Genomic DNA, 21368 nt, shown 5'->3' on the forward strand with positions numbered 1-21368 from the left:
TCTACCGACAATCTCTTTAATGATTCTTATAATATTTTATATTATTTTAAGCTATAGCAGCGAACGAAAAAGTTTGGCCGTCGCTCTTTCCAGCTTTATCGAAGCATGTTCTCTTGATTCAGCCGCTGGCCCATATCAAGTTTTCCACAGTCGATGACGTGCCCGTCATCTTGATAAATGTAGGTGCTTCCATCTTCCAGATGGAACATCGGTGTTCCCGAGAAGTGTTTGTGCTGGATTGCGGTTTCTTCGGCGACGTAGTTGCCGTGCTTTTCACCAGCAGGTATGACCTCGAATCGTCCGGGGTTCGTTACTTCGCCGTCCGGATGGCGGAGTTTACCTTCAGTGAGGTACAGCGTTTGGAGGGTCGGGTGATAGTGTGTGGGGAACTCGGCACCCTCCTCTATTTTGACCAGTTCGTACACTTCACCTGTTGCACGACTCGTGTAGAGCACTTTGTTGTACACTCCCTCAAAACGATCTCCAGGGAGTGGCACCCAGTCGTACTCCTCGTGGTCGCCTAGTTGTGTGAATGCTGCTTCGATTTCGGACTTTGATCTATCAACGCTCATATGACATTAATATTCATTACACATACTAAATTATATGTTGCTTAATATTTCTTAACTTGTGTAGTTGAAAAAATCTAATATTAATCTACTAAAATAATATTTAGGTCTAGAGAATAAAATACGTTCAAAAAATGTAGCATGAACTCCCCAAAACGAACGGTAAAAATCTCTATTTCAGCGCTTAGAACAGTCGAACCGGCGATCGTCCGATTGGTGCTCGATTACTCGAATCCGCCGCCCATCATCGCACCCATTCCGAAACTCTCCAGCACGCCCGAAACGAGTCCCCACGCGGTCAGGACGAAGCCGAGGACGACGAGGGCCATCCCTGCCGCGATGATGTAACTTTCGAGTGCGATAACCGCGATTCCGGCGACCAGTGCGAGCAGACCGACGATGCCTTTGGCACCGAGTTTTCCAAGCATAGCCCGGACTCTGTCCGGAAGCGTCTTAAAAGTGGCAGTTGCGCGGATTGATTCGTCTCGTTCGGAAATTTCTAAGGGGCGTGTCGGCGTATCTGGCGCGGGACAGCGGATTTAAAACCAATGACCTCCAACTGTGGGGTATGAGTGACAACAGCGGACGCAATAACCTCCGCATGCCTGACGATGATGAGGTATTCGCTACCGTCACCAACATGCTCGGTGCGAATCGCGTCAAAGTTCGGTGCGCAGACGGAACGGAACGAACCGCTCGAATCCCCGGGAAGATGCAAAAGCGCGTGTGGATTCGGGAGGACGACATCGTCCTCGTAGAACCGTGGGACTGGCAGGACGAGAAAGCCGACATCAAATGGCGCTACGACAAACAGCAGGCCGACCAACTGCGTGAAGAAGGGCATATCGGCTAACACCTTTTACGACGGTCGAAAGCCAGCGTCCGCGTCGATTTGACGCGGACGCTGGCAGTCTTCTTCACGGGCGATGTCCGTGACGGAACGAGATAGCTCTGCTATCTCGCATTCCCGTAAAAGCTGTACCAAAAGCACCGAAAGACGTTCCAGCTCCATTCAGTCGTCGGCCCGCTCGCTCGTCGTTTTACTCCTCGCTCGCGGTGTCTCAAAATTGGCGTTCAATTTTGATGGCTCGGAAGACCGCAGGTCTTCCGGTGAACTGCTGGCCACTGGCGGTTGTGTAGACTGCTGATTTCTGGGAATGTGTAAATCGCTGCTTTTCTGCGGTTATTCCTTCGGCCTACCACTCACAGTGGGAACTCGATTTGCTCTTCCCCTGTTCGTTATTTTCATAGCTACGGTACCACATCGCAATCGGAAATCTCGACCGTTTCCGCATTCGGGTTAAATACTGAGTGCATAATTCGGAGCACGATGTCACAGAATCTGTCTCCCGAGGAGTTGGATGTAGACCACGACGCCGAATTTCCGAACGTCATCGAAGCACTCCACACCCGGCGGTCGGGGCACAACTTCGACCCCGATGAGGAGTTGGACGAAGAAACGCTGGAAGAACTGATTCGAGACGCGGCAATCGCCCCGTCTTCGTACAACCTCCAGCCGTGGGAGTTCGTCTCGATTCAAGACGACGAACGATTGGACGAAATCGTAGAAATCGCCTACGGCCAAGAACACATCCGCGATGCTGGAACCGCAATTTTGGTCGTGGGTCACACCGACGCGAAGACGGCAGACCGCGTTTTTGACGAGTGGGTCGAAGCGGGCCGACTGGACGAGGAAACTGCGGCGGAGACGAAAGCCCAGACGGTCGGCATGTACGACGACGAGCAGATGGGCCGCGACTACGCGATTCGGAACGCCAGCCTCGCCGCCGAGAATCTAATGGTCTCCGCACACGCGAGAGGACTGACCGCCACGCCGATGATTGGGTTCGACCAAGAGCGTATCACGGAGTTCCTCGACCTGCCCGACGACGAGATTCCAGTGATGCTTCTCGCAGTCGGCCCAAGCGGCGGCGAGGAATCCGACCGTCTTCCTCGGCGCTCTGTCGAAGAAATCCTGCACAAGGAATCGTACTGACCGAAAAAATCACAGTATTCAGGACGAATCGTCGTCTTCGAAACAGGCCACCCTTTTACCGCTCCTCCCCATAGACGGGGATAGATGAGTGAGGAGTACGGACTGCTTGACCCAGAGAACACCGAGGCACCCGGCGACGAGTGGGAGGAAATCGACGTTTCCGACACTGAAGCCGACCGCATCGCGCGAAAGCGCGACCGAGAGTTCAGCCAATTCAGAGAGCGGGTCAAAGACTCAGACCAGTTCAAAGTCGAGCAGTCCGTCTTTGACGACGCCACGCTCGCTGCGCTGTACAAACTCGTGCAGGACGGCTACGTGCAGGCGTTCGGCGGGCCGATTTCGTCCGGCAAGGAAGCGACCGTCTACAGCGCGCTTGGGGACGAGGAGAACGGCGAAGTCGCAGTCAAAATCTACCGAATCAATGCGAGCAACTTCCGCGACATGCGTGAATATCTCGTCGGTGACCCGCGATTCGAGGAACTCGGCGGAGACAAAAAACGGGTCGTCCTCGCATGGGTTCGCAAGGAATTTGCCAACTTGAAGCGCGCGATAAAAGCGGGCGTTCGGGTGCCGGAACCTCTTGCAGTCCAGCGAAACGTGCTGGTGATGGAGTTCATGGGTAACGACGGTAGACGAGCGCCGACGCTCGCGGACGCCCGACTCGAAAACCCCAAAACGGCCTACGAAGTCGTCAGGGAGTACATGCGCCGATTGTTCGATTCAGGCCTCGTCCACGGCGACCTTTCGGAGTATAACATCCTCGTCAGCAACGGCGAACTCTGCATTATCGACGTAGGACAGGCCGTAACCTACCACCACCCCAACAGCGGGGAGTTTCTGACTCGGGACTGTGCGAACATCGCGTCGTTCTTCCAGCGGGAAGGAATGGAGGTTCACGGTGACGAACTGGAAACGTGGATTCGGGAGAACGCAGACCCGGATAAATAAAAACGACCGCGCTTACGCAACTCGCTGGACGATTTTTCGGCTGACGTACCCCGAGGAAATCGACGCGCCGATGTACCAAACCAGCCACACCTGTAGCGGCCCGACGATTGTCGCCGTCCACGCGATTTGGCCGATAACCGGGAAGAAGAACGCCACTGGCGTGATTGCGGCGGCAGGCGACGTGAGTACCCATCGGAGCCAAATGAACGCCGGAGCGGTAACTAGAAGGCTCCATACCATCGGTCGAACACTGCTTTTCATCATCTTTAGCTGGCTCTGCATCAGCTCTTGTTGTTCCTCACGCAGATCGTCCAGTTCGTCCTCGTCTCCCTCTTTTCGGGCAGTTTTCACGTTCTCCTGAAGCGTTTTCATCTTCTCCTGAAGCCGCTCCATTCGCTCCGTGTCGCGGAGCTTCGTCTGCAAAATCGCGGTGTACAGCCCCGTCGTTCCCGCGAGGGTGAACATGAACAGCGAGAACGGAAGCCACACCGCGAGCGGCGAGAGAAGCGGCGAAACGACGGTGACAATAGCCGCCTCTATCGGCTGAACAAAGTAGCCGGTAAACAGGCCGACTGCCAACAGCCCCGCCAGCTTATCGTATTTCGACCACGAACCGCCGTTCTTCGATTCCATATCTGTGTGTTATTTTCAATCCCTTATCAACATTTCCCACGGCTGTATTTCTGAGCCGTGTCTCGAATTTCCTCAGCTTACGACTTCTCATCTGTGGCAGAGAAGACAGCACCCGTTTCGGAAGACGACGCGACCACCGAAAACGGCAGACGACACAACCGGGAAGTTGCCAGTAAACTCACCGCGAACGAGGAGCGATAGCGACGAGTGAGCGGGCCGACGAACCCCCGAAGGGGGTGAGGAGTGCTTTTAGTCTATATTTTGTCAGGAAGGGGAATCAAAAGCATGCGTGATTCGCGCATGCTTTTGGCTCCCGACCGCAGCAAAAGGTGGGAGGGGAAGGGCTTAAATCGCGTCAGGTGGTAAGAGCGGTTATGAAGCACGTGACGATACCGCAGGACCGAATTGGCGTTCTCATCGGCGAAGGCGGTGAGACAATGCGAGAGATTGAGAATCGTGCGGACGTGCGCCTCGACATCGACTCCGACGACGGTTCGGTACGGGTCGAAAAGAACGGCGACCCCGTACGCGGACTGAAAGCGCCGGAAATCGTCAGAGCGATCGGTCGCGGATTTGCTCCGGACGAAGCGCTTGCGCTGCTCGAAGACGACCTGATGCTGTTCGACCTCGTGGACATCGACGCGGCGGCCCGCAACAAAAACGACCTCCAGCGACAGAAAGGCCGACTCATCGGCGAGAACGGTAGAACTCGGCAGCTGATGGAGGAACTGACGGGTGCCGACGTGGTTATCTACGGAACGACGCTCGGTATCATCGGGCAGCCACAGCAGGTGGAGACGGTTCGAAGCGCCGCCGAAATGATTCTCGACGGTGCGCCACACGGCGCGGTGTATTCGTTCCTGGAACGCAAGCGAAACGAAATGAAACAGCAGGGAATGGAATACCACCAGTTCAGCGGCTGAGGCTGTTTTCGATTCGGTATTCGTTTCCATTTCCTGTATAAATACTACTCTGTTACTGTGTAGCATCCCCCTCGGATCGGCGTTTGTGGCACGTTCGCACGCAGCCAAGAAAAGATTTATATAGAATCGCAATCAACCCATGTGATGACTATGTCACAGCCAATGGGCAATCAGCCACTTATCGTTCTTTCAGAGGACAGCCAGCGAACCTCCGGACGCGACGCGCAGTCCATGAACATCACCGCCGGAAAGGCGGTAGCAGAGGCAGTACGTACCACTCTCGGCCCGAAAGGGATGGACAAAATGCTCGTCGATTCGATGGGCGACGTCGTCGTCACGAACGACGGTGTCACCATCCTGAAAGAGATGGAAATCGAGCACCCGGCGGCCAACATGGTCGTCGAAGTGGCCGAAACGCAGGAAGACGAAGTCGGCGACGGAACGACCAGCGCGGTCGTCGTTGCCGGTGAACTTCTCCAGAAGGCAGAAGACCTCCTCGAACAGGACATCCACGCGACCACGCTCGCACAGGGATACCGACAGGCCGCAGAGAAGGCCAAGGAAGTCCTCGAAGACGCCGCAATCGAAGTCGATGCGGACGACACCGAATACCTCGAAAAGATCGCCGCCACGGCGATGACCGGCAAGGGCGCGGAGAACGCCAAAGACCACCTCGCAGAACTCGTCGTCAACGCCGTCCAGAGCGTCGCTGATGACGACGAAATCGACACGGACAACATCAAAGTCGAGAAGGTCGTCGGCGGCACCATCGACAACTCCGAACTCGTCGAAGGCGTCATCATCGACAAAGAGCGCGTCCACGACAACATGCCGTACTTCGCAGAGGACGCAGACGTTGCCCTCCTCGACGGCGCACTCGAAATCAAGGAGACGGAAATCGACGCCGAAGTCAACGTCACCGACCCAGACCAACTCCAGCAGTTCCTCGACCAAGAGGAAAAACAGCTCCGTGAGATGGTCGATTCGCTGGTCGATGTCGGCGCTGACGTCGTCTTCGTGGACGGTGGCATCGACGACATGGCACAGCACTTCCTCGCGCAGGAAGGCATCCTCGCCGTCCGACGCGCGAAATCCAGCGACATAGACAAACTGGCCCGCGCGACGGGCGCAACGCTCGTGAACAGCGTTGACGACATCACGGAAGATGACCTCGGATTCGCCGGTAGCGTCGCCCAGAAGGACGTTGGTGGCGACCAACGTATCTTCGTGGAAGACGTCGAAGAGGCAAAATCGGTCAGCCTCATCCTCCGCGGCGGCACGGAACACGTCGTTGACGAAGTCGAACGCGCAATCGACGACAGCCTCGGTGTCGTTCGCGTCACGCTCGAAGACGGCAAAGTTCTCCCCGGCGGCGGCGCTCCGGAGACGGAACTCGCCCTCGCCCTGCGCGACTACGCCGACAGCGTCGGAGGCCGCGAGCAGTTGGCCGTCGAAGCGTTCGCCGACACGCTCGAAGTCATTCCACGCACGCTCGCCGAGAACGCCGGACTCGACCCCATCGACTCGCTCGTTGACCTCCGTAGCAAACACGACGGTGGCGCGGAAGCGTCGGGCTTGGACGCCTACACGGGCGACATCGTGGACATGGAAGAAGACGGCGTCGTCGAACCCCTCCGAGTCAAAACGCAGGCAGTGGAGAGCGCGACGGAAGCCGCTGTCATGCTCCTGCGCATCGACGACGTTATCGCCGCAGGCGAACTGAAGGGCGGTCAGGTTGGCGACGACGACGACGACGCAGGCGGCCCACCAGCAGGCGGCATGGGTGGCGGCATGGGCGGCATGGGCGGTATGGGTGGCATGGGCGGCGCGATGTAAGACCGGCCACAGCCTAACCACACAACCGCATTTCAAACCGCGTTTCGCAACCGCATCGCTACCGACTACCTCGAATTTTTGTTCGAACGGCGCTATCCGACTTTTTTAGAATTATTCGTCCGACGAGTCGTATCGCTCCGCCAGAATCAGATACGGTTCGATAGTCTCCCGATGGCAAGCAAGCGTGATGATGCCGTCCTCGACGCTGACGAATCCGGAATCTTCGAGTTTCGGGAGATGGCTGTGATGCAGTTGAGCGTAGATTCGTCGCGGTTCGCTATCCGACTTCTCGGATGCGATTTTCTGTGCAAGACTCGTTACGGACTGCTCCCCGTCGAGTAGTTCCCGAAGCACGAGTCGTCGTCGTTGACTGGCGAGTGTCGAGAAAACAACTGACGGTGCGGGCGTGTCAATGTCGTCTGGAATGGGCATCTTGGATGGAGGGCGCAGTTCGGTTGGAAATCTGTACTCTCGCTGTATTGATTTATATACGCCAGCCAATCTCAACGTTGGCCTTACAATTCAGGCTTTTTATGCTACTTCCCGAGGATGGCGTTCGAGACGAGGCGAGACTGCGCGCGTCGGAGTCGTTCCGAGACGGACTGCTTGCTGATTCCTAACTTCGAACTCAACTCTTCGAGTGTCGCATCGCGTGGAACGTTGAAATAGCCGACCTCGTATGCGGCGACGAGCGCCTCAAGTTGCGGTTCGGTCAACTGAAACGTTGTGTCATCGTCGCCCGGGGTGTACAACCGTTTGAGCGAGAAGTCGATGGTTTTCTCGGTGCAGAACTGTTGAAAATCGCCTAATGCGTCGCGGTCGGGAAATCGAATGCGCCGCCGCCAAACGCCCGCCTTTCCGTGTCCTGCCATCGGAATAGCACCGACGTTTTGGTACGCGGGATACACTTCCTGCAGGTCGCTTCGAGACAGTTCCAACCGATACAGCTTCCGGGTGTCGAGGTCTTCGATAATCGCGTGTGAGGCAATCGTCGTGTCCGTTTCGAGAGCGGTGTCGAACGCGGTAAAATCGCCGCCGCTCGCCCAGACGATGACGAGCGGTGTGTACCCCTGTGCGACCATCTGTTGGTCGAGTTCGACGGTCATTTCGGGAACCGCTTCGAGCGTCGGTGTTAACGCGAGGGTCGGAGCGTGAATCGTAAACTCCGCGATAACGCTCATTACCGGGGTGACTCGTCCGGGGGTCTAAGTGTTTACTGAAAACGGAGACGAGCGGCTATTCCTCGATGTCGAGTTTGAACTGCTCGTGTTCGCTCGCGGCGTTCAACACGACGCTGGTGTTGCTCTCTTTGATGTCCGGGTCGATGAGCAGTTTTTTGATTTGTTCGTTCATGCCGTCCGTATCTGTGAACTTTCCGATGGCGATGATGTCGTAATCTCCCGTCACTTCGTACACGCTTATCATCTGGTCGTGGTCTTGCAGTCGGTCGGTCACTTCCGGGAGCGCGTTCCCCTCGACCTTCAACTGGACGACTGCGGTCACGTCGTAGCCGAGTGCGTCGTAATCCACGCGCGGACTATATCCTTGGATGACACCTCGTTCCTCCAAATCCGCCAGATGGTTCGAGATAGTTGTCACCGAAACATCAAGTTTCTCCGCGAGACTCCGAAGACTTGCTCGACCGTCACCAAGTAGTTCGTTTACTAACTTCGCATCCAGATTTTCATACGTCATTACACCAACCATCCCACTCCAAGCATTAGAATTTAACGAATATCCAATTCTGGGCAAAAATTGCACAATTGACCAACCGTTACAGTTTTAATGATGGATGTATTTACGTAGGCTGTCGATAAAGATGACAGACGGAAATATTGCCGCGAAAGAAGAGAAAGGGTTGGGGAAAGAAGAACAGGACGTTTTAGAAGCAATCGAATGCGAAAACGTAGATTTCGTCCGCCTCCAGTTCACCGACATCACGGGGACAGTCAAAAACGTCAGCATCCCAGCTCACCAAGTCGAGAAGGCCTTCGACGAAGGTATCTGGTTCGACGGTTCTTCTATCGAAGGCTTCGCTCGCCTACAGGAGAGCGACATGCGTCTCGAACCCGACCCGTCCACGTTCGCGGTTCTCCCGTGGCGCTCTAACGGCGAAACCGCGAGCGCGCGCCTCATCTGTGACGTGGTGAACACCGACGGAACGCCGTTCTCCGGCGGCCCACGACAGGTTCTCAAACGCGTTCTCGACAGAGCCGACCAGATGGGGTACTCCGTGAGTATCGGCCCGGAACCCGAGTTCTTCCTGTTCGAAAAGGACGAGGGTGGCAAAGCAACCACTATCCCGCACGACTCCGGCGGCTACTTCGACCTCGCGCCGAAGGACATGGCGAGCGACGTGCGCCGTGAAGTCATCTTCACGCTGGAACAGATGGGCTTCGAAATCGAAGCCAGCCACCACGAAGTCGCGGACGGCCAGCACGAAATCAACTTCAAATACGACGATGCGCTCTCCGCCGCGGACAATATCGCAACCTTCCGCGCCGTGGTTCGCGCCGTCGCAGAACAAAACGACATCCACGCCACGTTCATGCCGAAACCCATCTCGGCGATTAACGGGTCGGGCATGCACTGCCACATGAGCCTCTTCGACGAGGACGGTAACGCCTTCGCCGACGGCGACGACGAGTTCAACCTCTCCGAGACGGCGTACAACTTCATGGGCGGCATTCTCAACCACGCGGAAGCGTTCACGGCAATCACGAATCCGACTGTCAACTCCTACAAACGTCTCGTTCCCGGTTACGAGGCTCCGGTCTACGTCGCGTGGAGCGGTGTGAACCGATCGGCGCTCCTCCGTGTTCCGGACGCGGCAGGCACGAGTTCGCGCTTCGAAATCCGCAGTCCAGACCCGTCGTGCAATCCATACCTCGCACTCGCCGCCGTCATCAGTGCTGGATTGGAAGGTATCGAAAATGACGCCGACCCCGGCGAACCTGTACGTGAGGACATCTACGAGTTCGACGACGAGAAGCTTGATGACTACGGCATCACCATGCTCCCCGGTAACCTCTCGGAAGCAGTTGACGCGCTTCAGACGGATGAAGTCATCACGGAGGCGCTCGGCGACCACGTCGTCGAGAAGTTCACCACGGTCAAAACCACCGAGTACGACGACTACAAAACCTACGTCAGCGGCTGGGAAAAAGAGCGCTACTTGGAGAAGTTCTAACGCGGCCGATTCAGTCGTTTTTATCGCTTGTTTTTCGTTACTGTCCCGCGATTCGCGGATAGGCGACGACGCCTGCCTGAACCACTGCATTGACGACGAACACCGCGACGAGCGGAATCGATAGTTCGAGTCCGACGTAAGAGAGGACGCCGAGCGCGACAAGTCCGGCGGCGCCTGCAATCGGGGTTACTGACCCATCTGGGGGGCCGACTCCCCACCACAACAGCAAGGCACCCACCGTACCACCGAGCGCGGCGACAGCGTCGAGCATGCCGTGGTCGGTCGTTGGTGGTTGCAGTGCCAACAGCACCGCGACCAGCGCGATGACGACCGCGAGTCCGAACGCGGGAGTCGGTCGCCAGCGGAGTCCCTTGACGACGAACGCGAGATACGCGAGGCCAACCGCAACGCCGACGATGACGTCGATTGCGAAGTGAACGCCGATGATGATTCGAGACAGGATGACCAGCGTGACGATAACCGCGGCTCCGGCGATTCGTATCCCGCGATTCCATCGGTCTACCGCCAACGCGAGAACACCCCAGAAGACGGTGGAGCCGATGGCGTGGCCGCTCGGGAAGCCGTAGCCACTCGAATCGACGATTCGGAGTGTTTCGTTCGGCCGGGCAAGTGCGAAAAACTCCTTCAGCGCGAGCGTCAACGCGAGCGCGCCCAGCGTAACGGCGAGGACGAACGCGAATCGCTCTCGGTCGTCGTTGAACCAGTAACAGAGCGCGCCGACGACGAAGAGAAGCCACACGTCCCCGAGTTGCGTGACGTAGGTGAACAGTTCGGGTGCCCATCCCGGTAACACCTCACGAAACGCTTCGATGATGCCCCAGCCCCGACTCATGGTTAGGAACGCCAGTCCCGGATTCGCCCGCCGACGCGACCGGGGACGCCGACCGCACTAACGCCGAATCCAACGAGAACCATCAGCGTGTACAGTCCGAGGGTCGAGAGCCAGATAACGAGCATGGCGGCGATGGCCCATCCGCTTTCGAGCCATCGGAACGCGCCGAGCGTCATCACTGTCCCGTAGAGGAGAACGAGATACGGCCCCCATCCGCGGGCGTGGCCGCGCCGCATCCGTCTGCGGACGTATCGCTTTAGCTCCGACTTCAGTTCGGGTTTCTGAACCGTGCGCTCATCAACGTCTTGCTCGAACTCCTCGAACTCCGATTGGAGACGCTCTACGTCGCCGTGCAGTTCGAGGATGTCCGGGGCGGACTGCTCTGTATCGTCGGTCATGTACTCTCCTGAGTCTACCTGCTGTTTGCTGTTGGTTGCCCCCGCATCTTTAGTTTTCCTGAAAGACCCTCCGGCGAGAACTGCGTTCACCACCGCCCCTAACAGGAGGACGATTGCACCCAGATAGAGCCACGAAACCAGCAACAGCGCGCCGCCGAGGACGCCGTAGGCGGCGAACTGCGCCGCGGATTCAACGTATACTTGAAACAGTGCTTGGAGGGCAACCCAGCTAACCGTCGCCAGTATCGTCCCCGGAAGCGCCTCTCGAACCGTCACGTCCGCATCCGGAAAGAAGTAATAGAGGGGGAGAAACACCGGTGCGAGTGCAAGGAGGACGACGACCGAGGAGAGCGGTTTCACGAACGGAACCCACGCAAACGCGGAGAAGACGACGCTTCCGAGCGCGACGCCGACGAGTGCCAACCCGATGACGACCACGACGGTGGACGCATCGACAAGCGTTTCGAAAAACGACTCCTCGTGGTTCGAATCGTACACCCGCGAAAACGCCTTGTCGAGGCCGCGAAACACGCGGAGCGTACTCCACAGGAGGACGAAAAAACCGATAACCGTCGCACCTCCACGACCCGACCGGGTGGTAAACGCCTCGTAAATCACTGCTTCCGCGGCGGGTGAGAGAAACTGCTGGCCAGTTCGAACGATTTCGGTGGCGATGCCCTCGCCGCCGACGACCGAGACGAGCGCGAGTCCGAGGAGAAGCGCAGGGAGTATCGAGACGAACGCGTAAAATGCGATTCCGGCGGCGAGAAACGTGATTTCCTGTTCACGCACCTCGGCGGCGATTTCGCGTGTAGTTACTCGAAAATTCACACTTGCTACTTCCACGAAATCGCACAAATAATTTCGCTACGTCTCGGTCGCGCTTCGGATTTCCTCGACGCTTGCGGGCGTCTTGAACGTCGTTCCGCCGTAGTGCGCGCGCGATGCTTCGTGACCCGCGTCACGAAGACGCTCCAAAAACGCGTCCATACCGGAGGCAGAGCGCGTCCATTGCTTGCAGAGGCGGTGTTGGTCGTAGTGGGTCGGTTCGTGCAACTCGCCGGAGAGCGCGTCGAGGAGTTTGTTCGCCTTCTTCGCGCTTCCCATATCTTCGGTCACGTTTTCGCGCACTTCCGCCACGAAGTCCGCGTCGTGAGTCACGCCGAGCCACACCGGGCCAGCGGTGAGAACGCGGTTGCCGTCGCAGGCCGGGCAGGTTTCGGGCTGGTTCGCAATCAGGCCGTATTCGTACTCTCGATGCAGGCAGTCCTCGCAGTGGTAGATGTGGCCGAGTTCGTCTACGGCGTTGTTCGCATCCGTCGCGCGATGGTCGAGTTCGAGATAGGTTCTGACGTAGTGGCTCGTCGCGTGGGTCAGAATCGGCCTGACGCCAGTGTCGTACCGCGCGGCAGTTCGAGCGAGTGCGGAGAGGAGAATGCGAACCCCGACTTCGGCGTGATAGTCGGTGTTCCGCGGAATCGCGCTGTACTTTCTGACGCCGCTGTGGAAGTGCGCGCCGCAGAGGGGTGCCGTATCCGTCGCCGTCACGCAGACGAGGTCGCGGGTGTTGGCGAACGCGGCGTCCGCGAAGGGCATCGGCGTTCCGAACGGGTCGATGTCAACGATGTCGAACACCGACTCGTGCATCAGCGCGTTGGCGTTTCGGTGGACGACTTCGCCCGGCAGGTCGTTCCGCTCGAAGTTCTCGCGGCAGAGTTCCACTGCGTCGGGGTCGATGTCGGCGCAGGTCACGTTCCAGTCGTTTTCGGCGGCGCGAACCCCGCGGATTCCCGAGGCCGCCATCGCGTCGAGATAGCTCTCGGCCCGCGGTTCTCGGTCGCGGTAGGTTCGCAGGACGGCGACGGTCAGGTCGCGGTTCAACTCCTGTACCGGGTTGAAAAACACGTCGTCGGTGATGCTGTCCCCGTCCTGTTCCGGGACGACCACCTCGACTCCTCCTTCGCGGACGTTCATAACGTGAATTCTGCGTTCCGTGCCGAAAAGCCCAGCGAGTTCCATCAGGACGGTTTCGAACGGACGCCTCTGCGGAACCTGGTGGCAACGGGCGAGCGACCAACGGAACGAGTGGCGAAGCCACGAGTGACTGCCTGAGCGAGGGCGGGTTTGGAGACGTGATTTACAAACGACACTGTACCACCTGTCGCACTCACAGTAATTACGCAAAAAATCAGTCCCGCTACCCGCTATCGGAATGGGTTTATTCGGCCCGTCCGAACCGCCCATCCGTGCGTCCGGTGTCCCATTCGTCCCGTCGTCCGAAATTGTTCACGGAGGGGGAGCTATGAACCCCGTCCAACAGTGGCAAGCCGACCTCGACGACGTGGAGTCGCTGACGCCGAAAATAGTGAATCGAATCCTCAAAGTTCACGACGACCGAGGGATGCAGGCAATCGAAGCGGTGTCCGAAAAGCGGGTGAAACAGTACCGCGATTTCGTGGTCGTCGTCGGATTCGAGGACGAGTACATCGTGGAGGGCGGCTGTACCTGCCGGGATAGCGAATACAATTTAGACCCCGACGACCCGACCGACCTTTGCTGGCACGTCCTCGCCGCGAAAATCGCCCGGCGAATCGACGCGATGGACGACCACGACATGTGGTATTCGGACGTTCGGGAATTTCTGTAAACTCGGCTTTCCCGGCTTTCTCGGCTACGCTTCGGCGCAAATATCCACGAAGTTTCGGAGAATGCGAAGCCCCGTCTCGCCGCTCTTTTCGGGGTGGAACTGCGTTCCGAAGACGGTTCCCGATTCGTTAGCGACGATGCTGGGGAATCGAGTGCCGTAGTCGGTTTCCGCCACAACCGCGTTCTCGTTCTCGGGAACGGCGTAGTAGGAGTGGACGAAGTAGGCGTACTCTCCATCGACGCCCGCTGCGATTGGGTGGTCGCGCTCCACCGACAGTTCGTTCCAGCCCATGTGCGGAACTTTCTGTCCCTCGCCGAATCGGACGTTCGTTCCCGGGACGAAGTCCAGTCCGGTGACTTCTCCTTCCCCGGCGCGTTCTGCTTCTTCGCTCGTCGTCAACAACATCTGCATGCCGAGACAGATGCCGAACACGGGCGTCCCGCTTTCTGCGGCCTCAACGAGTGCGTCACGGTACGGCCCGGCGTTTTCGACGCCCTCTCGGAACGCGCCGACGCCCGGCAGGACGATTCCGTCCGCTTCTTCAAAGGTGGCAGGGTCGTCGGAGATTTCGACGTCCGCTCCGGCGCGTTCGAGGCCGCTGACGGCGCTCCGGAGGTTGCCGAGTCCGTAATCTACGACCACGACGGAGACGGTTTGTTCTCGCATGCGTTCTCTTTGTTCCATATCTTTCGGTAGTGACTCGGTGCACAAACTGTTTTGCGTTCACCCCGATTCTCCCGATACATCTGCTCATATATGTGTTTATAGCTGACATAGTATATACACAAGGAAAGAATAGGAAGATTTAACAAATAACTGCCGAACCGATAACATGATTTCAGCATGGTGAAACGACGCACCTTCATCCGAACCGCGAGTGCCGCAGGAATACTCGGTCTTGCTGGTTGCACGGGCGACAACGACGATTCCGGCAACGACGGCGACGGAAGCACGACGCCCGGAACGGGTACGGGAACCTCAACGAAGAGCGGTGACGGTGAGACGGTCAACTTCATCCTCACGCCCGCCGAGGCGTCCGTGAACGTCAAACAGCAGTACAAGGGACTGTTCGACTACATCGAAAGCGAAACCGGTGTCACGGTCGAATCGACCAAAGCGGCAAGCTACCCCGCCGTGTTTCAGGCGCTCAAAGGCGGACGCGGTGACCTCGCTGATGCATCGCCCACGCTGGCAGTCGTCGGCGACGAGGAGAACGTCACCGATGTCGTCGGTATCCGCGTCGCATACGGTTCGGCAAAATACTTCTCGCTCATCTCCACCACCCCGGACAGTGGTGCCAACAACCTCTCCGACCTCGAAGGCGAGTCCGTCACGTTCGGTTCCAAAATCTCGACCAGTGGGTCGCTCTTCCCGCTCTACATGCTCCAAGAGGCGGGACTCGACATCGGCAACGCCCCCGAAGGAACTCCGAATGGTTTCGACGGTCAGTGGGCCGGTGACCACGACACTGCACTGAATCAGATGATGAACCGACCCGACGTAATGGCGGCAGGGACGGGTGCGTTCGTCGCCGCACCGCACATTCCGAAAGACCAGTTCCCATCACGGTTCAAAGAGATGTCCTCCGAGTTCGACAACGCCGGAAGCGAAGACGAGGAACTGAAACTGCTGAAGGCGTCGCAACCGATTCCGCGCGCTCCGATTCTCTCCCGCTCCAACTGGGATTCGCCGAAGCGTGAGGAAGTCGAGCAGGCGCTTATCGACGCAACCGAAGAAGACCTCAAAGGCGACGCAAGCGGCGACAACGAACTCTGGTTCACGGGCGTCCAAGAAGGCGACGTGAACGACTACGACCCTGTCAAGAACGTCAAAAACTCGCTCGGTCTCGAATTCGGCAACTAACCGTTCGAATCGTTTCGCACCTCTTTAATATCGAACTGCTTTCTACCTTCATACGAAGCGGTCAACGATTGGCCTATGGCGGGTAAACACGGATACAAGAATGAGCACCATCAAAGTAGAGAACCTTAGTAAATCGTACGGTGATGTGCAAGCACTCAAGGACGTGTCGTTCGAGATACCCGACGGCGAGTTCGTCGTCCTTCTCGGCGAGTCCGGTGCAGGGAAATCGACGCTTCTTCGCTGTCTGAACGGACTGACGAAGCCTACTTCGGGAAGCGTCACCATCGGCGGCGAACCGATTACCGGGCCACGGGACGACGTGGCGATGATTTTCCAGCAACACTACATCATCGGTCAGTTGAGCGCGTACGCGAACGCACTCACTGGGTCACTCAACCGAACGTCGTTTTTCCGGAGTCTGTTCCAGTGGAACGACAGGGCGGACAAAATGGAGGCCCTTCGTGCGCTCGACACTGTCGGACTGCTCGACGAAGCAGGCCAGCAAGCGAGTCGCATGAGCGGGGGACAGCAACAACGAGTCGGTATCGCTCGCGCGTTGGTTCAGACGCCGAACCTGCTGCTCGCGGACGAACCCGTCGCGAGTCTCGACCCAGCGAGCGCGGAAAGTGTGATGGGATACATTCGGAATGCGGCGGGCGAACGGGATTTGACGACGATTGCCAGTCTCCATCAAGTCAACTTGGCGCGGGAGTTCGGTGACCGATTCCTCGGTATGAAAGGTGGGGAAGTCGTCTTCGACGGCTATCGTGAGGACTTCTCCATCGACGTGGTGGACGAAATATACGGCAACATTCAGACGGAAGCGATTCGCGGCAACGAAGAAACTGAGGCAAACGCATGAGTGGGAAACCGGGAGAACGGATACGAGCGTACTTTGGTATCGGCTACAGCGGTGAAAACAACGTCGAACGACGCTTGATGGATTTAAAACGGGCCAAGACGGTAAAACGGCTCGGATGGCTCGTCGGGTTTGCTGGATTCGCGTATCTCTTTTTGTTCTCGCTTTCGCAGGTCAACTTCTCGATTTCGGAACTCATCGAATACTGGCCCGTCTTCCGCGATGCACTCGGGGAGTTCTTCCCGATAACGACCTACTTCGGCGTGATTCCATTCATCGACTTCGGTCAGTACTGGCAGTTCATCACGGTCGAACAACCGGTTCAGAACGGAACGTCGTTCACGGAAGCCGCGTTGACGACGCTCGCAATCGGGTTCGCGGGAACCGCTCTCGGTGTTCCCGGTGCACTTCTCTTCGGCGTTCTCGGCAGTGAGCGAGTGACGCCCTTCCCGTTCAACTTCATCTTCCGCGGCGTGATGAGCACTATTCGCTCGATTCCCGCGCTGGTGTGGGCAATCATCTACATTCCGCTCGGTGGACTGTCGCCGTTCACGGCGACCCTCGCAATCGGGACGGACACCATCGGAAATCTCGGACGACTGTTCACCGATGCACTGGAAGAGGTCGAAGATGGTCCGATTGAGGCCATCGAAAGTACGGGTGCGAACCGACCGCAGACCATCGTCTTTGGGATGCTCAGTCAGGTGTTCACGCCGTTTATCGCGTGGACGATGTACATCCTCGAAATCAACGTCCGAATCGCGGTGACCATGGGGCTTATCGGCGCAGGCGGTATCGGTGGTATCCTCAACACCCAACAGGGCCTGTTCGCCTACACGAACATGATGGCGACCATCATCGTCATCTTCGTTCTCGTCGTCTCCGTCGAGATGATAAGTCAGCGAACTCGGTCGTATCTCCGCGGCGACGGCGAAGACCACGGCGGATTCTTCCAGCACCTCATCGACCTGATTCGGGGCTTCCCACAGCGGATGAGCGAATCCGCGTGGCGATAACGACCGGTTTGGTTCCAAAATAGCGACTCTTCTTCGACGTTCCATTTTCCCCACACATTCAACTATAAATAACTCGACTCGTTAGCTATCGATATGAATCCCTCGCCCTCCTCGCTCTCCAGACGCGGGTTTCTCACGGCGTACGGAACAGTCGGCATGGCCACCGCAGTCGGGAACGCACAGACAACTACCACTACATCGGAGGAAAGCCAGCGGGAACCTGATTGGACGTTTTCGAAGGCCGACATTGATGCGTACTATCCGTTCGAAACGGCGGACGGCGTTGCATACGTTCTCGGTTCTTCCGAGTCGGATAGGACGAATCAGTACGAAATCACTCTCTATGCAATCGACCAAGCGGACAGAACGACGCTGTGGACGGAAACGCTTCCGTCACTCGCCAATATGGTCATCGAGGATGGCACCGTCTTTGTTACCACCACGACTGGCGATGGTGAGACGCAGCAAAACTACGAACTGCGCGCGTTCGATTCGAAAAATGGCGACGAACAGTGGAGACACCCTGTCCATGAGTATCCGCGGCAACTGACGGCCGAGGGTGACAGTATTTACGTCGCAGGAAATCGCGGAATCGAAGCAATCGACATCGACTCCGGGTCGGAAGTCTGGCAGTCGGACGCCGAAATCGGAGCAGTTCATATGCTTTCTCACGTCGGCAGTACGATTTATACCACTACGAACGCTGGAGTGTACGCACTCTCGGACGAGGACGGGAAAGAACAATGGCATCGAGATGGGCAAAATGTTGGCGGGTCGGATGTCATCGACGCCGATAGAAACCCACTCCGGTTGCAGTTGGCCACCGCAAAGGGCATCCTTTGCCGAAGCGGTTCCACGGTAGTCTCTTTTGACCCTGAAAACGGCGATACGCAGTGGACGGCCTCCCTCGACAACTCAAGCTATTCGGAACCGGTGCTTCACGAAGACACGGTGTATTTCTGGGGCGACTCTCTGTTCGCGGTTTCCGTCGGCGACGGAACGATACGCTGGGAGTACGACGAAGCGAACAGACGGGAACGAGGTCGCTCCGTCCTCGTGGCCGATGGAGCGGTGTTCTCGATAGTCGATCAGACAATCGTCGCGGTGAACTTCGACGGTTCCGAGCGATGGACGTTCGAGTTGCCCGAAGAGGACGACTATCGCTTGTCGTGGGGAGACATCGTCGATGGCACTTTTTACGTCGTTCACGGGAGCAAACTGCGCGCGCTTTCCACCGAGGACGGCACTGTCGAATGGTCGTTTCAACCTGACGAGGAGATGACGACGATATCCGTCTCGGAGGAAGCCGTCCTCCTCGGAACGATGGAATCGCTGTACTGTTTCGACTTGCCCCAGTCGATTCCCGATATGCTCGTGGAGGAGACGACCGGCTTTCTCACCTCTGGAGTCGGTATCGCCCTGTCCAGCGTCCTCCTCGGAAGCGGCGTGTTCGTCGCGTATCGCCGGATGAACGCGGAACCGGAATCGTCGGACGGAACGCCGAAACCGGAATTGGATTCCGAATCCCAACCTGACTCGAAACCGGAACCCGAACCGGAACCGGAGTACGGCCGTCTGGAACGCATCGCCAGCGACGAGTTCACCGAAACCTTCCGGGTTAGAGAACGAAGCGAGGACGGCCCGCGCGTCGTCGTGAAAAAGCATCTGACCGACTCGAACCTAATTGAGGAGTTCGAATCGGCAGTCGAACGCTGGGCCGACCTGAGCGACCGAAAGGGCGTCGTTCCCGTCCTCGATTTCGGGGACGACTGGGCCGAACTCCCCGACTACGAGGGCGGGTCGCTCGCCGACAGCGAGCGACCAACGGGAGAGCGAATCAAGGCCCTTTCGGACGCGAACATGACCGTTCACAGGGCGCACGGTGACGGACTGATTCACGGCGGACTGAGGCCCGAAACGATTCTGCTCGATGGTGACGGTCGGGGTGGCGTGAGCGACTGGGAACTCGCCACCGCGTTCACAGACCATCGTGATTCCTCGCCCTACGACGCGCCGGAACAGGTCGCGGGCGAGGCGGCGGACGAACGAACCGACGTGTACCGACTCGGCGCGATTGCTTATTTCGTCCTCACTGGCGATGCGCCCGCGGGCGCATCGCCGCCGACAGCGGACGATTCTCCCTCTCTGCAGGACTACTCTTCCCTCTCCCCGGAACTGACCGACGTGCTTTCGACGGCGATGGCATCCAACCCGGACGACCGGTATCAATCGGTCGTGAAGTTCGACGACATGTTGCGCTGGGCGACGTTCCGCGCTTGAGTCAGACGAGAAAGAACGAAATACCTCCACGCCGTCGTACTGTCGGGGGAACTCTGTGTGGTTACTGCGCTACTGGTAGTTGGACTGTTAGTTGCCGTCTTCGTCGGCTACAACATCGGCGGGTCATCGACGGGCGTCGCGTTCGGCCCTGCGGTCGGAAGCCGAATCATCGGAAAGGTCGGCGCGGGGGTGTTGTTCACCGCCTTCGCGCTCTGGGGCGGCTGGACGGTCGGCAGAAACGTCATCGAAACCATGAGCGACGGCATCGTTCCGGCGAGCCAATTTACGCTCGAAACGAGCGTCGTCGTGCTGTTTTTCGCCGGATTCGCGCTCCTCATCTCGAATCTGTACGGCGTGCCAGCATCGACATCCATGACCGCAGTCGGGGCAATCGTTGGACTCGGACTTGCGACGGATTCGTTGAACGAGTCGCTCATGTTCACCATCGTCTCAGCGTGGATTGTCGCCCCGTTGGCGGCGTTCTGGGTCGGGTTTTTCATCGGTCGTTACATCTACCCGTATTTGGACGCCCGATTTTCCTTCTCCAGAATCGAGGGAGGGCTGTTTCGACTCGACCGCTCGGGGTCGGTTCCGCGACCGACGCTCAACCCCAGGGTCGGAAAACGCGACGTGACTGGGGCGATTTTGGTGCTCGTTATCGCCTGCTACATGGGATTCAGCGCGGGTGCGTCGAACGCGGCCAACGCCGTCGCCCCGCTCGTCGGCGACGGCTCGATTACCATCGAACAGGGGATTTTGCTCGCTATCGGTTCCATCGGTCTTGGAGGGTTGACCATCGCCCGCCGAACGCTCGACACGATTGGCGAGGGAATCACCGACCTGCCGATTCTGGCGGCGCTCATCGTTTCGATAATCGGGGCGACCATCATCACGGTTCTCTCCCGACTCGGGATTCCAGCCAGTCTCGCGGTCAGCACGACCTCGTGCATCATCGGACTCGGATGGGGCCGTGCCAGCCGCGCCGTGGCACTCACTGACGTGGCGGAATCCGCGATACAGCCGGAACCGGCACCCGACGTTGACCTTTCTGCGGGCGCGCTCATCGCCGAAACGAGCGATGCCGAGGTGCCGCCCGGCCCGACGATTGGCGACGTTGCGGAGGGTGAAGTGCCGACCCCGCCAAAATCGCGCGACGGTGGCGAGACGCCGGAGGTTCCGCCAATCGGCGAAGAGAGTATCGAAGAACTGGCGGCCGAGAGCCTGTTCGACCCGGCGGCGACGAGCCGAATCGTCGTTCTCTGGGTTCTTTCGCCCACGATTTCGGCGGTTGGGTCGTACATTCTGTTCGAGTTCGTGTTAGGAACCGGGTGAACCGACGAGCCGAACCATTGCGAAT

The 21368-nt window shown here is 58.0% G+C and carries 23 protein-coding genes; 12 read left to right on the forward strand and 11 right to left on the reverse strand.

Going from position 1 to position 21368, the window contains the following annotated elements:
- Positions 1-95: 95 nt before the first annotated feature.
- Together HL45_RS02255 and HL45_RS02260 are read right to left on the reverse strand one after the other, a co-directional pair.
- Positions 96-572, reverse strand: coding sequence for a cupin domain-containing protein (locus HL45_RS02255; RefSeq protein ID WP_049969476.1), 477 nt, complete (start codon positions 570-572; stop codon positions 96-98).
- A gap of 221 nt (positions 573-793) precedes the next feature.
- Positions 794-997 (reverse strand): DUF7470 family protein, encoded by a 204-nt coding sequence (locus tag HL45_RS02260; RefSeq protein WP_049969477.1) that lies wholly within the window; start codon positions 995-997, stop codon positions 794-796.
- Positions 998-1137: 140 nt separating this feature from the next.
- On the opposite strand from HL45_RS02260, the gene eif1A reads away from it, so the two are divergent.
- The gene (gene eif1A / locus HL45_RS02265) at positions 1138-1422 is read left to right on the forward strand and encodes a translation initiation factor eIF-1A (RefSeq protein WP_049969478.1); all 285 of its coding nucleotides are present in this window, start codon (positions 1138-1140) and stop codon (positions 1420-1422) included.
- A gap of 6 nt (positions 1423-1428) precedes the next feature.
- On the opposite strand, the gene HL45_RS20680 is transcribed toward eif1A, so the two are convergent.
- Positions 1429-1581, reverse strand: coding sequence for a hypothetical protein (locus HL45_RS20680; protein WP_158413648.1), 153 nt, complete (start codon positions 1579-1581; stop codon positions 1429-1431).
- A gap of 318 nt (positions 1582-1899) precedes the next feature.
- On the opposite strand from HL45_RS20680, the gene HL45_RS02270 reads away from it, so the two are divergent.
- Positions 1900-2565 carry a nitroreductase family protein gene (locus tag HL45_RS02270; protein WP_049969479.1) on the forward strand — a complete coding sequence of 222 codons (666 nt, stop codon included), beginning with the start codon at positions 1900-1902 and terminating at the stop codon, positions 2563-2565.
- 84 nt (positions 2566-2649) lie between these two features.
- Complete coding sequence (gene rio1, locus HL45_RS02275) at positions 2650-3513, forward strand: serine/threonine-protein kinase Rio1 (protein ID WP_049969480.1); 864 nt, start codon at positions 2650-2652, stop codon at positions 3511-3513.
- Positions 3514-3525: 12 nt separating this feature from the next.
- Here rio1 and HL45_RS02280 read toward each other — a convergent pair whose 3' ends face one another.
- Positions 3526-4146 (reverse strand): DUF106 domain-containing protein, encoded by a 621-nt coding sequence (locus HL45_RS02280; protein WP_049969481.1) that lies wholly within the window; start codon positions 4144-4146, stop codon positions 3526-3528.
- A gap of 374 nt (positions 4147-4520) precedes the next feature.
- Between HL45_RS02280 and HL45_RS02285 the strand changes: the two genes are divergently transcribed.
- Positions 4521-5069 (forward strand): KH domain-containing protein, encoded by a 549-nt coding sequence (locus tag HL45_RS02285; protein ID WP_049969482.1) that lies wholly within the window; start codon positions 4521-4523, stop codon positions 5067-5069.
- Positions 5070-5231: 162 nt separating this feature from the next.
- Complete coding sequence (gene thsA, locus HL45_RS02290) at positions 5232-6905, forward strand: thermosome subunit alpha (RefSeq protein WP_049970064.1); 1674 nt, start codon at positions 5232-5234, stop codon at positions 6903-6905.
- A 111-nt stretch (positions 6906-7016) separates the two neighbouring features.
- Here thsA and HL45_RS02295 read toward each other — a convergent pair whose 3' ends face one another.
- The 3 genes from HL45_RS02295 to lrp all read right to left on the reverse strand — a co-directional run bounded on the left by HL45_RS02295 (position 7017) and on the right by lrp (position 8600).
- The gene (locus tag HL45_RS02295) at positions 7017-7337 is read right to left on the reverse strand and encodes a DUF7344 domain-containing protein (protein WP_049969483.1); all 321 of its coding nucleotides are present in this window, start codon (positions 7335-7337) and stop codon (positions 7017-7019) included.
- A gap of 104 nt (positions 7338-7441) precedes the next feature.
- Complete coding sequence (locus HL45_RS02300; protein ID WP_049969484.1) at positions 7442-8086, reverse strand: helix-turn-helix domain-containing protein; 645 nt, start codon at positions 8084-8086, stop codon at positions 7442-7444.
- A 55-nt stretch (positions 8087-8141) separates the two neighbouring features.
- The gene (lrp, locus tag HL45_RS02305) at positions 8142-8600 is read right to left on the reverse strand and encodes an HTH-type transcriptional regulator Lrp (protein ID WP_049969485.1); all 459 of its coding nucleotides are present in this window, start codon (positions 8598-8600) and stop codon (positions 8142-8144) included.
- Between the two features lie 124 nt (positions 8601-8724).
- Here lrp and glnA point away from each other — a divergent pair, with 124 nt between their 5' ends.
- Entirely contained in the window at positions 8725-10095 is a 1371-nt protein-coding gene (glnA, locus tag HL45_RS02310; protein ID WP_049969486.1) for a type I glutamate--ammonia ligase, read from the forward strand.
- 37 nt (positions 10096-10132) lie between these two features.
- On the opposite strand, the gene HL45_RS02315 is transcribed toward glnA, so the two are convergent.
- Genes HL45_RS02315 through HL45_RS02325 form a run of 3 tightly spaced genes read right to left on the reverse strand, consistent with a single transcriptional unit; the run spans position 10133 to position 13320 of the window.
- Positions 10133-10948: a phosphatase PAP2 family protein gene (locus HL45_RS02315; RefSeq protein ID WP_049969487.1), complete on the reverse strand. Its 816-nt coding sequence runs from the start codon at positions 10946-10948 to the stop codon at positions 10133-10135.
- 2 nt (positions 10949-10950) lie between these two features.
- Positions 10951-12177, reverse strand: coding sequence for a YihY/virulence factor BrkB family protein (locus HL45_RS02320; protein WP_233274666.1), 1227 nt, complete (start codon positions 12175-12177; stop codon positions 10951-10953).
- Between the two features lie 36 nt (positions 12178-12213).
- Complete coding sequence (locus HL45_RS02325; protein WP_049970065.1) at positions 12214-13320, reverse strand: tRNA (guanine(26)-N(2))-dimethyltransferase; 1107 nt, start codon at positions 13318-13320, stop codon at positions 12214-12216.
- Between the two features lie 328 nt (positions 13321-13648).
- Between HL45_RS02325 and HL45_RS02330 the strand changes: the two genes are divergently transcribed.
- The gene (locus HL45_RS02330; RefSeq protein WP_049969489.1) at positions 13649-13993 is read left to right on the forward strand and encodes a hypothetical protein; all 345 of its coding nucleotides are present in this window, start codon (positions 13649-13651) and stop codon (positions 13991-13993) included.
- 24 nt (positions 13994-14017) lie between these two features.
- On the opposite strand, the gene hisH is transcribed toward HL45_RS02330, so the two are convergent.
- A complete protein-coding gene (hisH, locus tag HL45_RS02335) occupies positions 14018-14677 on the reverse strand; it encodes an imidazole glycerol phosphate synthase subunit HisH (RefSeq protein WP_049969490.1) in 660 nt (219 codons plus the stop codon).
- Between the two features lie 159 nt (positions 14678-14836).
- On the opposite strand from hisH, the gene HL45_RS02340 reads away from it, so the two are divergent.
- The 5 genes from HL45_RS02340 (at position 14837) to HL45_RS02360 (ending at position 21343) form a co-directional block, all read left to right on the forward strand.
- Positions 14837-15856, forward strand: a complete 1020-nt coding sequence (locus HL45_RS02340) for a PhnD/SsuA/transferrin family substrate-binding protein (protein WP_049969491.1) — start codon at positions 14837-14839, stop codon at positions 15854-15856.
- A 100-nt stretch (positions 15857-15956) separates the two neighbouring features.
- Complete coding sequence (gene phnC / locus HL45_RS02345; protein WP_049969492.1) at positions 15957-16718, forward strand: phosphonate ABC transporter ATP-binding protein; 762 nt, start codon at positions 15957-15959, stop codon at positions 16716-16718.
- Positions 16715-17731 carry a phosphonate ABC transporter, permease protein PhnE gene (gene phnE, locus HL45_RS02350; RefSeq protein WP_049969493.1) on the forward strand — a complete coding sequence of 339 codons (1017 nt, stop codon included), beginning with the start codon at positions 16715-16717 and terminating at the stop codon, positions 17729-17731. The genes phnC and phnE overlap by 4 nt, the downstream gene beginning before the upstream one ends.
- 93 nt (positions 17732-17824) lie before the next feature.
- Positions 17825-20011 (forward strand): outer membrane protein assembly factor BamB family protein, encoded by a 2187-nt coding sequence (locus HL45_RS02355; protein WP_049969494.1) that lies wholly within the window; start codon positions 17825-17827, stop codon positions 20009-20011.
- Between the two features lie 57 nt (positions 20012-20068).
- Positions 20069-21343, forward strand: a complete 1275-nt coding sequence (locus tag HL45_RS02360; protein WP_049969495.1) for an inorganic phosphate transporter — start codon at positions 20069-20071, stop codon at positions 21341-21343.
- Positions 21344-21368: the final 25 nt, after the last annotated feature.

It is taken from the genome of Haladaptatus cibarius D43 (genome assembly GCF_000710615.1).
Classification (GTDB): Archaea; Halobacteriota; Halobacteria; order Halobacteriales; family Haladaptataceae; genus Haladaptatus; species Haladaptatus cibarius.

Bases quoted from the DNA above. Each gene is read 5' to 3' on its own strand.
- HL45_RS02255 (WP_049969476.1), bottom strand. From the start codon at position 572: ATGAGCGTTGATAGATCAAAGTCCGAAATCGAAGCAGCATTCACACAA.
- HL45_RS02260 (WP_049969477.1), bottom strand. From the start codon at position 997: ATGCTTGGAAAACTCGGTGCCAAAGGCATCGTCGGTCTGCTCGCACTG.
- eif1A (WP_049969478.1), top strand. From the start codon at position 1,138: ATGAGTGACAACAGCGGACGCAATAACCTCCGCATGCCTGACGATGAT.
- HL45_RS20680 (WP_158413648.1), bottom strand. From the start codon at position 1,581: ATGGAGCTGGAACGTCTTTCGGTGCTTTTGGTACAGCTTTTACGGGAA.
- HL45_RS02270 (WP_049969479.1), top strand. From the start codon at position 1,900: ATGTCACAGAATCTGTCTCCCGAGGAGTTGGATGTAGACCACGACGCC.
- rio1 (WP_049969480.1), top strand. From the start codon at position 2,650: ATGAGTGAGGAGTACGGACTGCTTGACCCAGAGAACACCGAGGCACCC.
- HL45_RS02280 (WP_049969481.1), bottom strand. From the start codon at position 4,146: ATGGAATCGAAGAACGGCGGTTCGTGGTCGAAATACGATAAGCTGGCG.
- HL45_RS02285 (WP_049969482.1), top strand. From the start codon at position 4,521: ATGAAGCACGTGACGATACCGCAGGACCGAATTGGCGTTCTCATCGGC.
- thsA (WP_049970064.1), top strand. From the start codon at position 5,232: ATGGGCAATCAGCCACTTATCGTTCTTTCAGAGGACAGCCAGCGAACC.
- HL45_RS02295 (WP_049969483.1), bottom strand. From the start codon at position 7,337: ATGCCCATTCCAGACGACATTGACACGCCCGCACCGTCAGTTGTTTTC.
- HL45_RS02300 (WP_049969484.1), bottom strand. From the start codon at position 8,086: ATGAGCGTTATCGCGGAGTTTACGATTCACGCTCCGACCCTCGCGTTA.
- lrp (WP_049969485.1), bottom strand. From the start codon at position 8,600: ATGACGTATGAAAATCTGGATGCGAAGTTAGTAAACGAACTACTTGGT.
- glnA (WP_049969486.1), top strand. From the start codon at position 8,725: ATGACAGACGGAAATATTGCCGCGAAAGAAGAGAAAGGGTTGGGGAAA.
- HL45_RS02315 (WP_049969487.1), bottom strand. From the start codon at position 10,948: ATGAGTCGGGGCTGGGGCATCATCGAAGCGTTTCGTGAGGTGTTACCG.
- HL45_RS02325 (WP_049970065.1), bottom strand. From the start codon at position 13,320: ATGAACGTCCGCGAAGGAGGAGTCGAGGTGGTCGTCCCGGAACAGGAC.
- HL45_RS02330 (WP_049969489.1), top strand. From the start codon at position 13,649: ATGAACCCCGTCCAACAGTGGCAAGCCGACCTCGACGACGTGGAGTCG.
- hisH (WP_049969490.1), bottom strand. From the start codon at position 14,677: ATGGAACAAAGAGAACGCATGCGAGAACAAACCGTCTCCGTCGTGGTC.
- HL45_RS02340 (WP_049969491.1), top strand. From the start codon at position 14,837: ATGGTGAAACGACGCACCTTCATCCGAACCGCGAGTGCCGCAGGAATA.
- phnC (WP_049969492.1), top strand. From the start codon at position 15,957: ATGAGCACCATCAAAGTAGAGAACCTTAGTAAATCGTACGGTGATGTG.
- phnE (WP_049969493.1), top strand. From the start codon at position 16,715: ATGAGTGGGAAACCGGGAGAACGGATACGAGCGTACTTTGGTATCGGC.
- HL45_RS02355 (WP_049969494.1), top strand. From the start codon at position 17,825: ATGAATCCCTCGCCCTCCTCGCTCTCCAGACGCGGGTTTCTCACGGCG.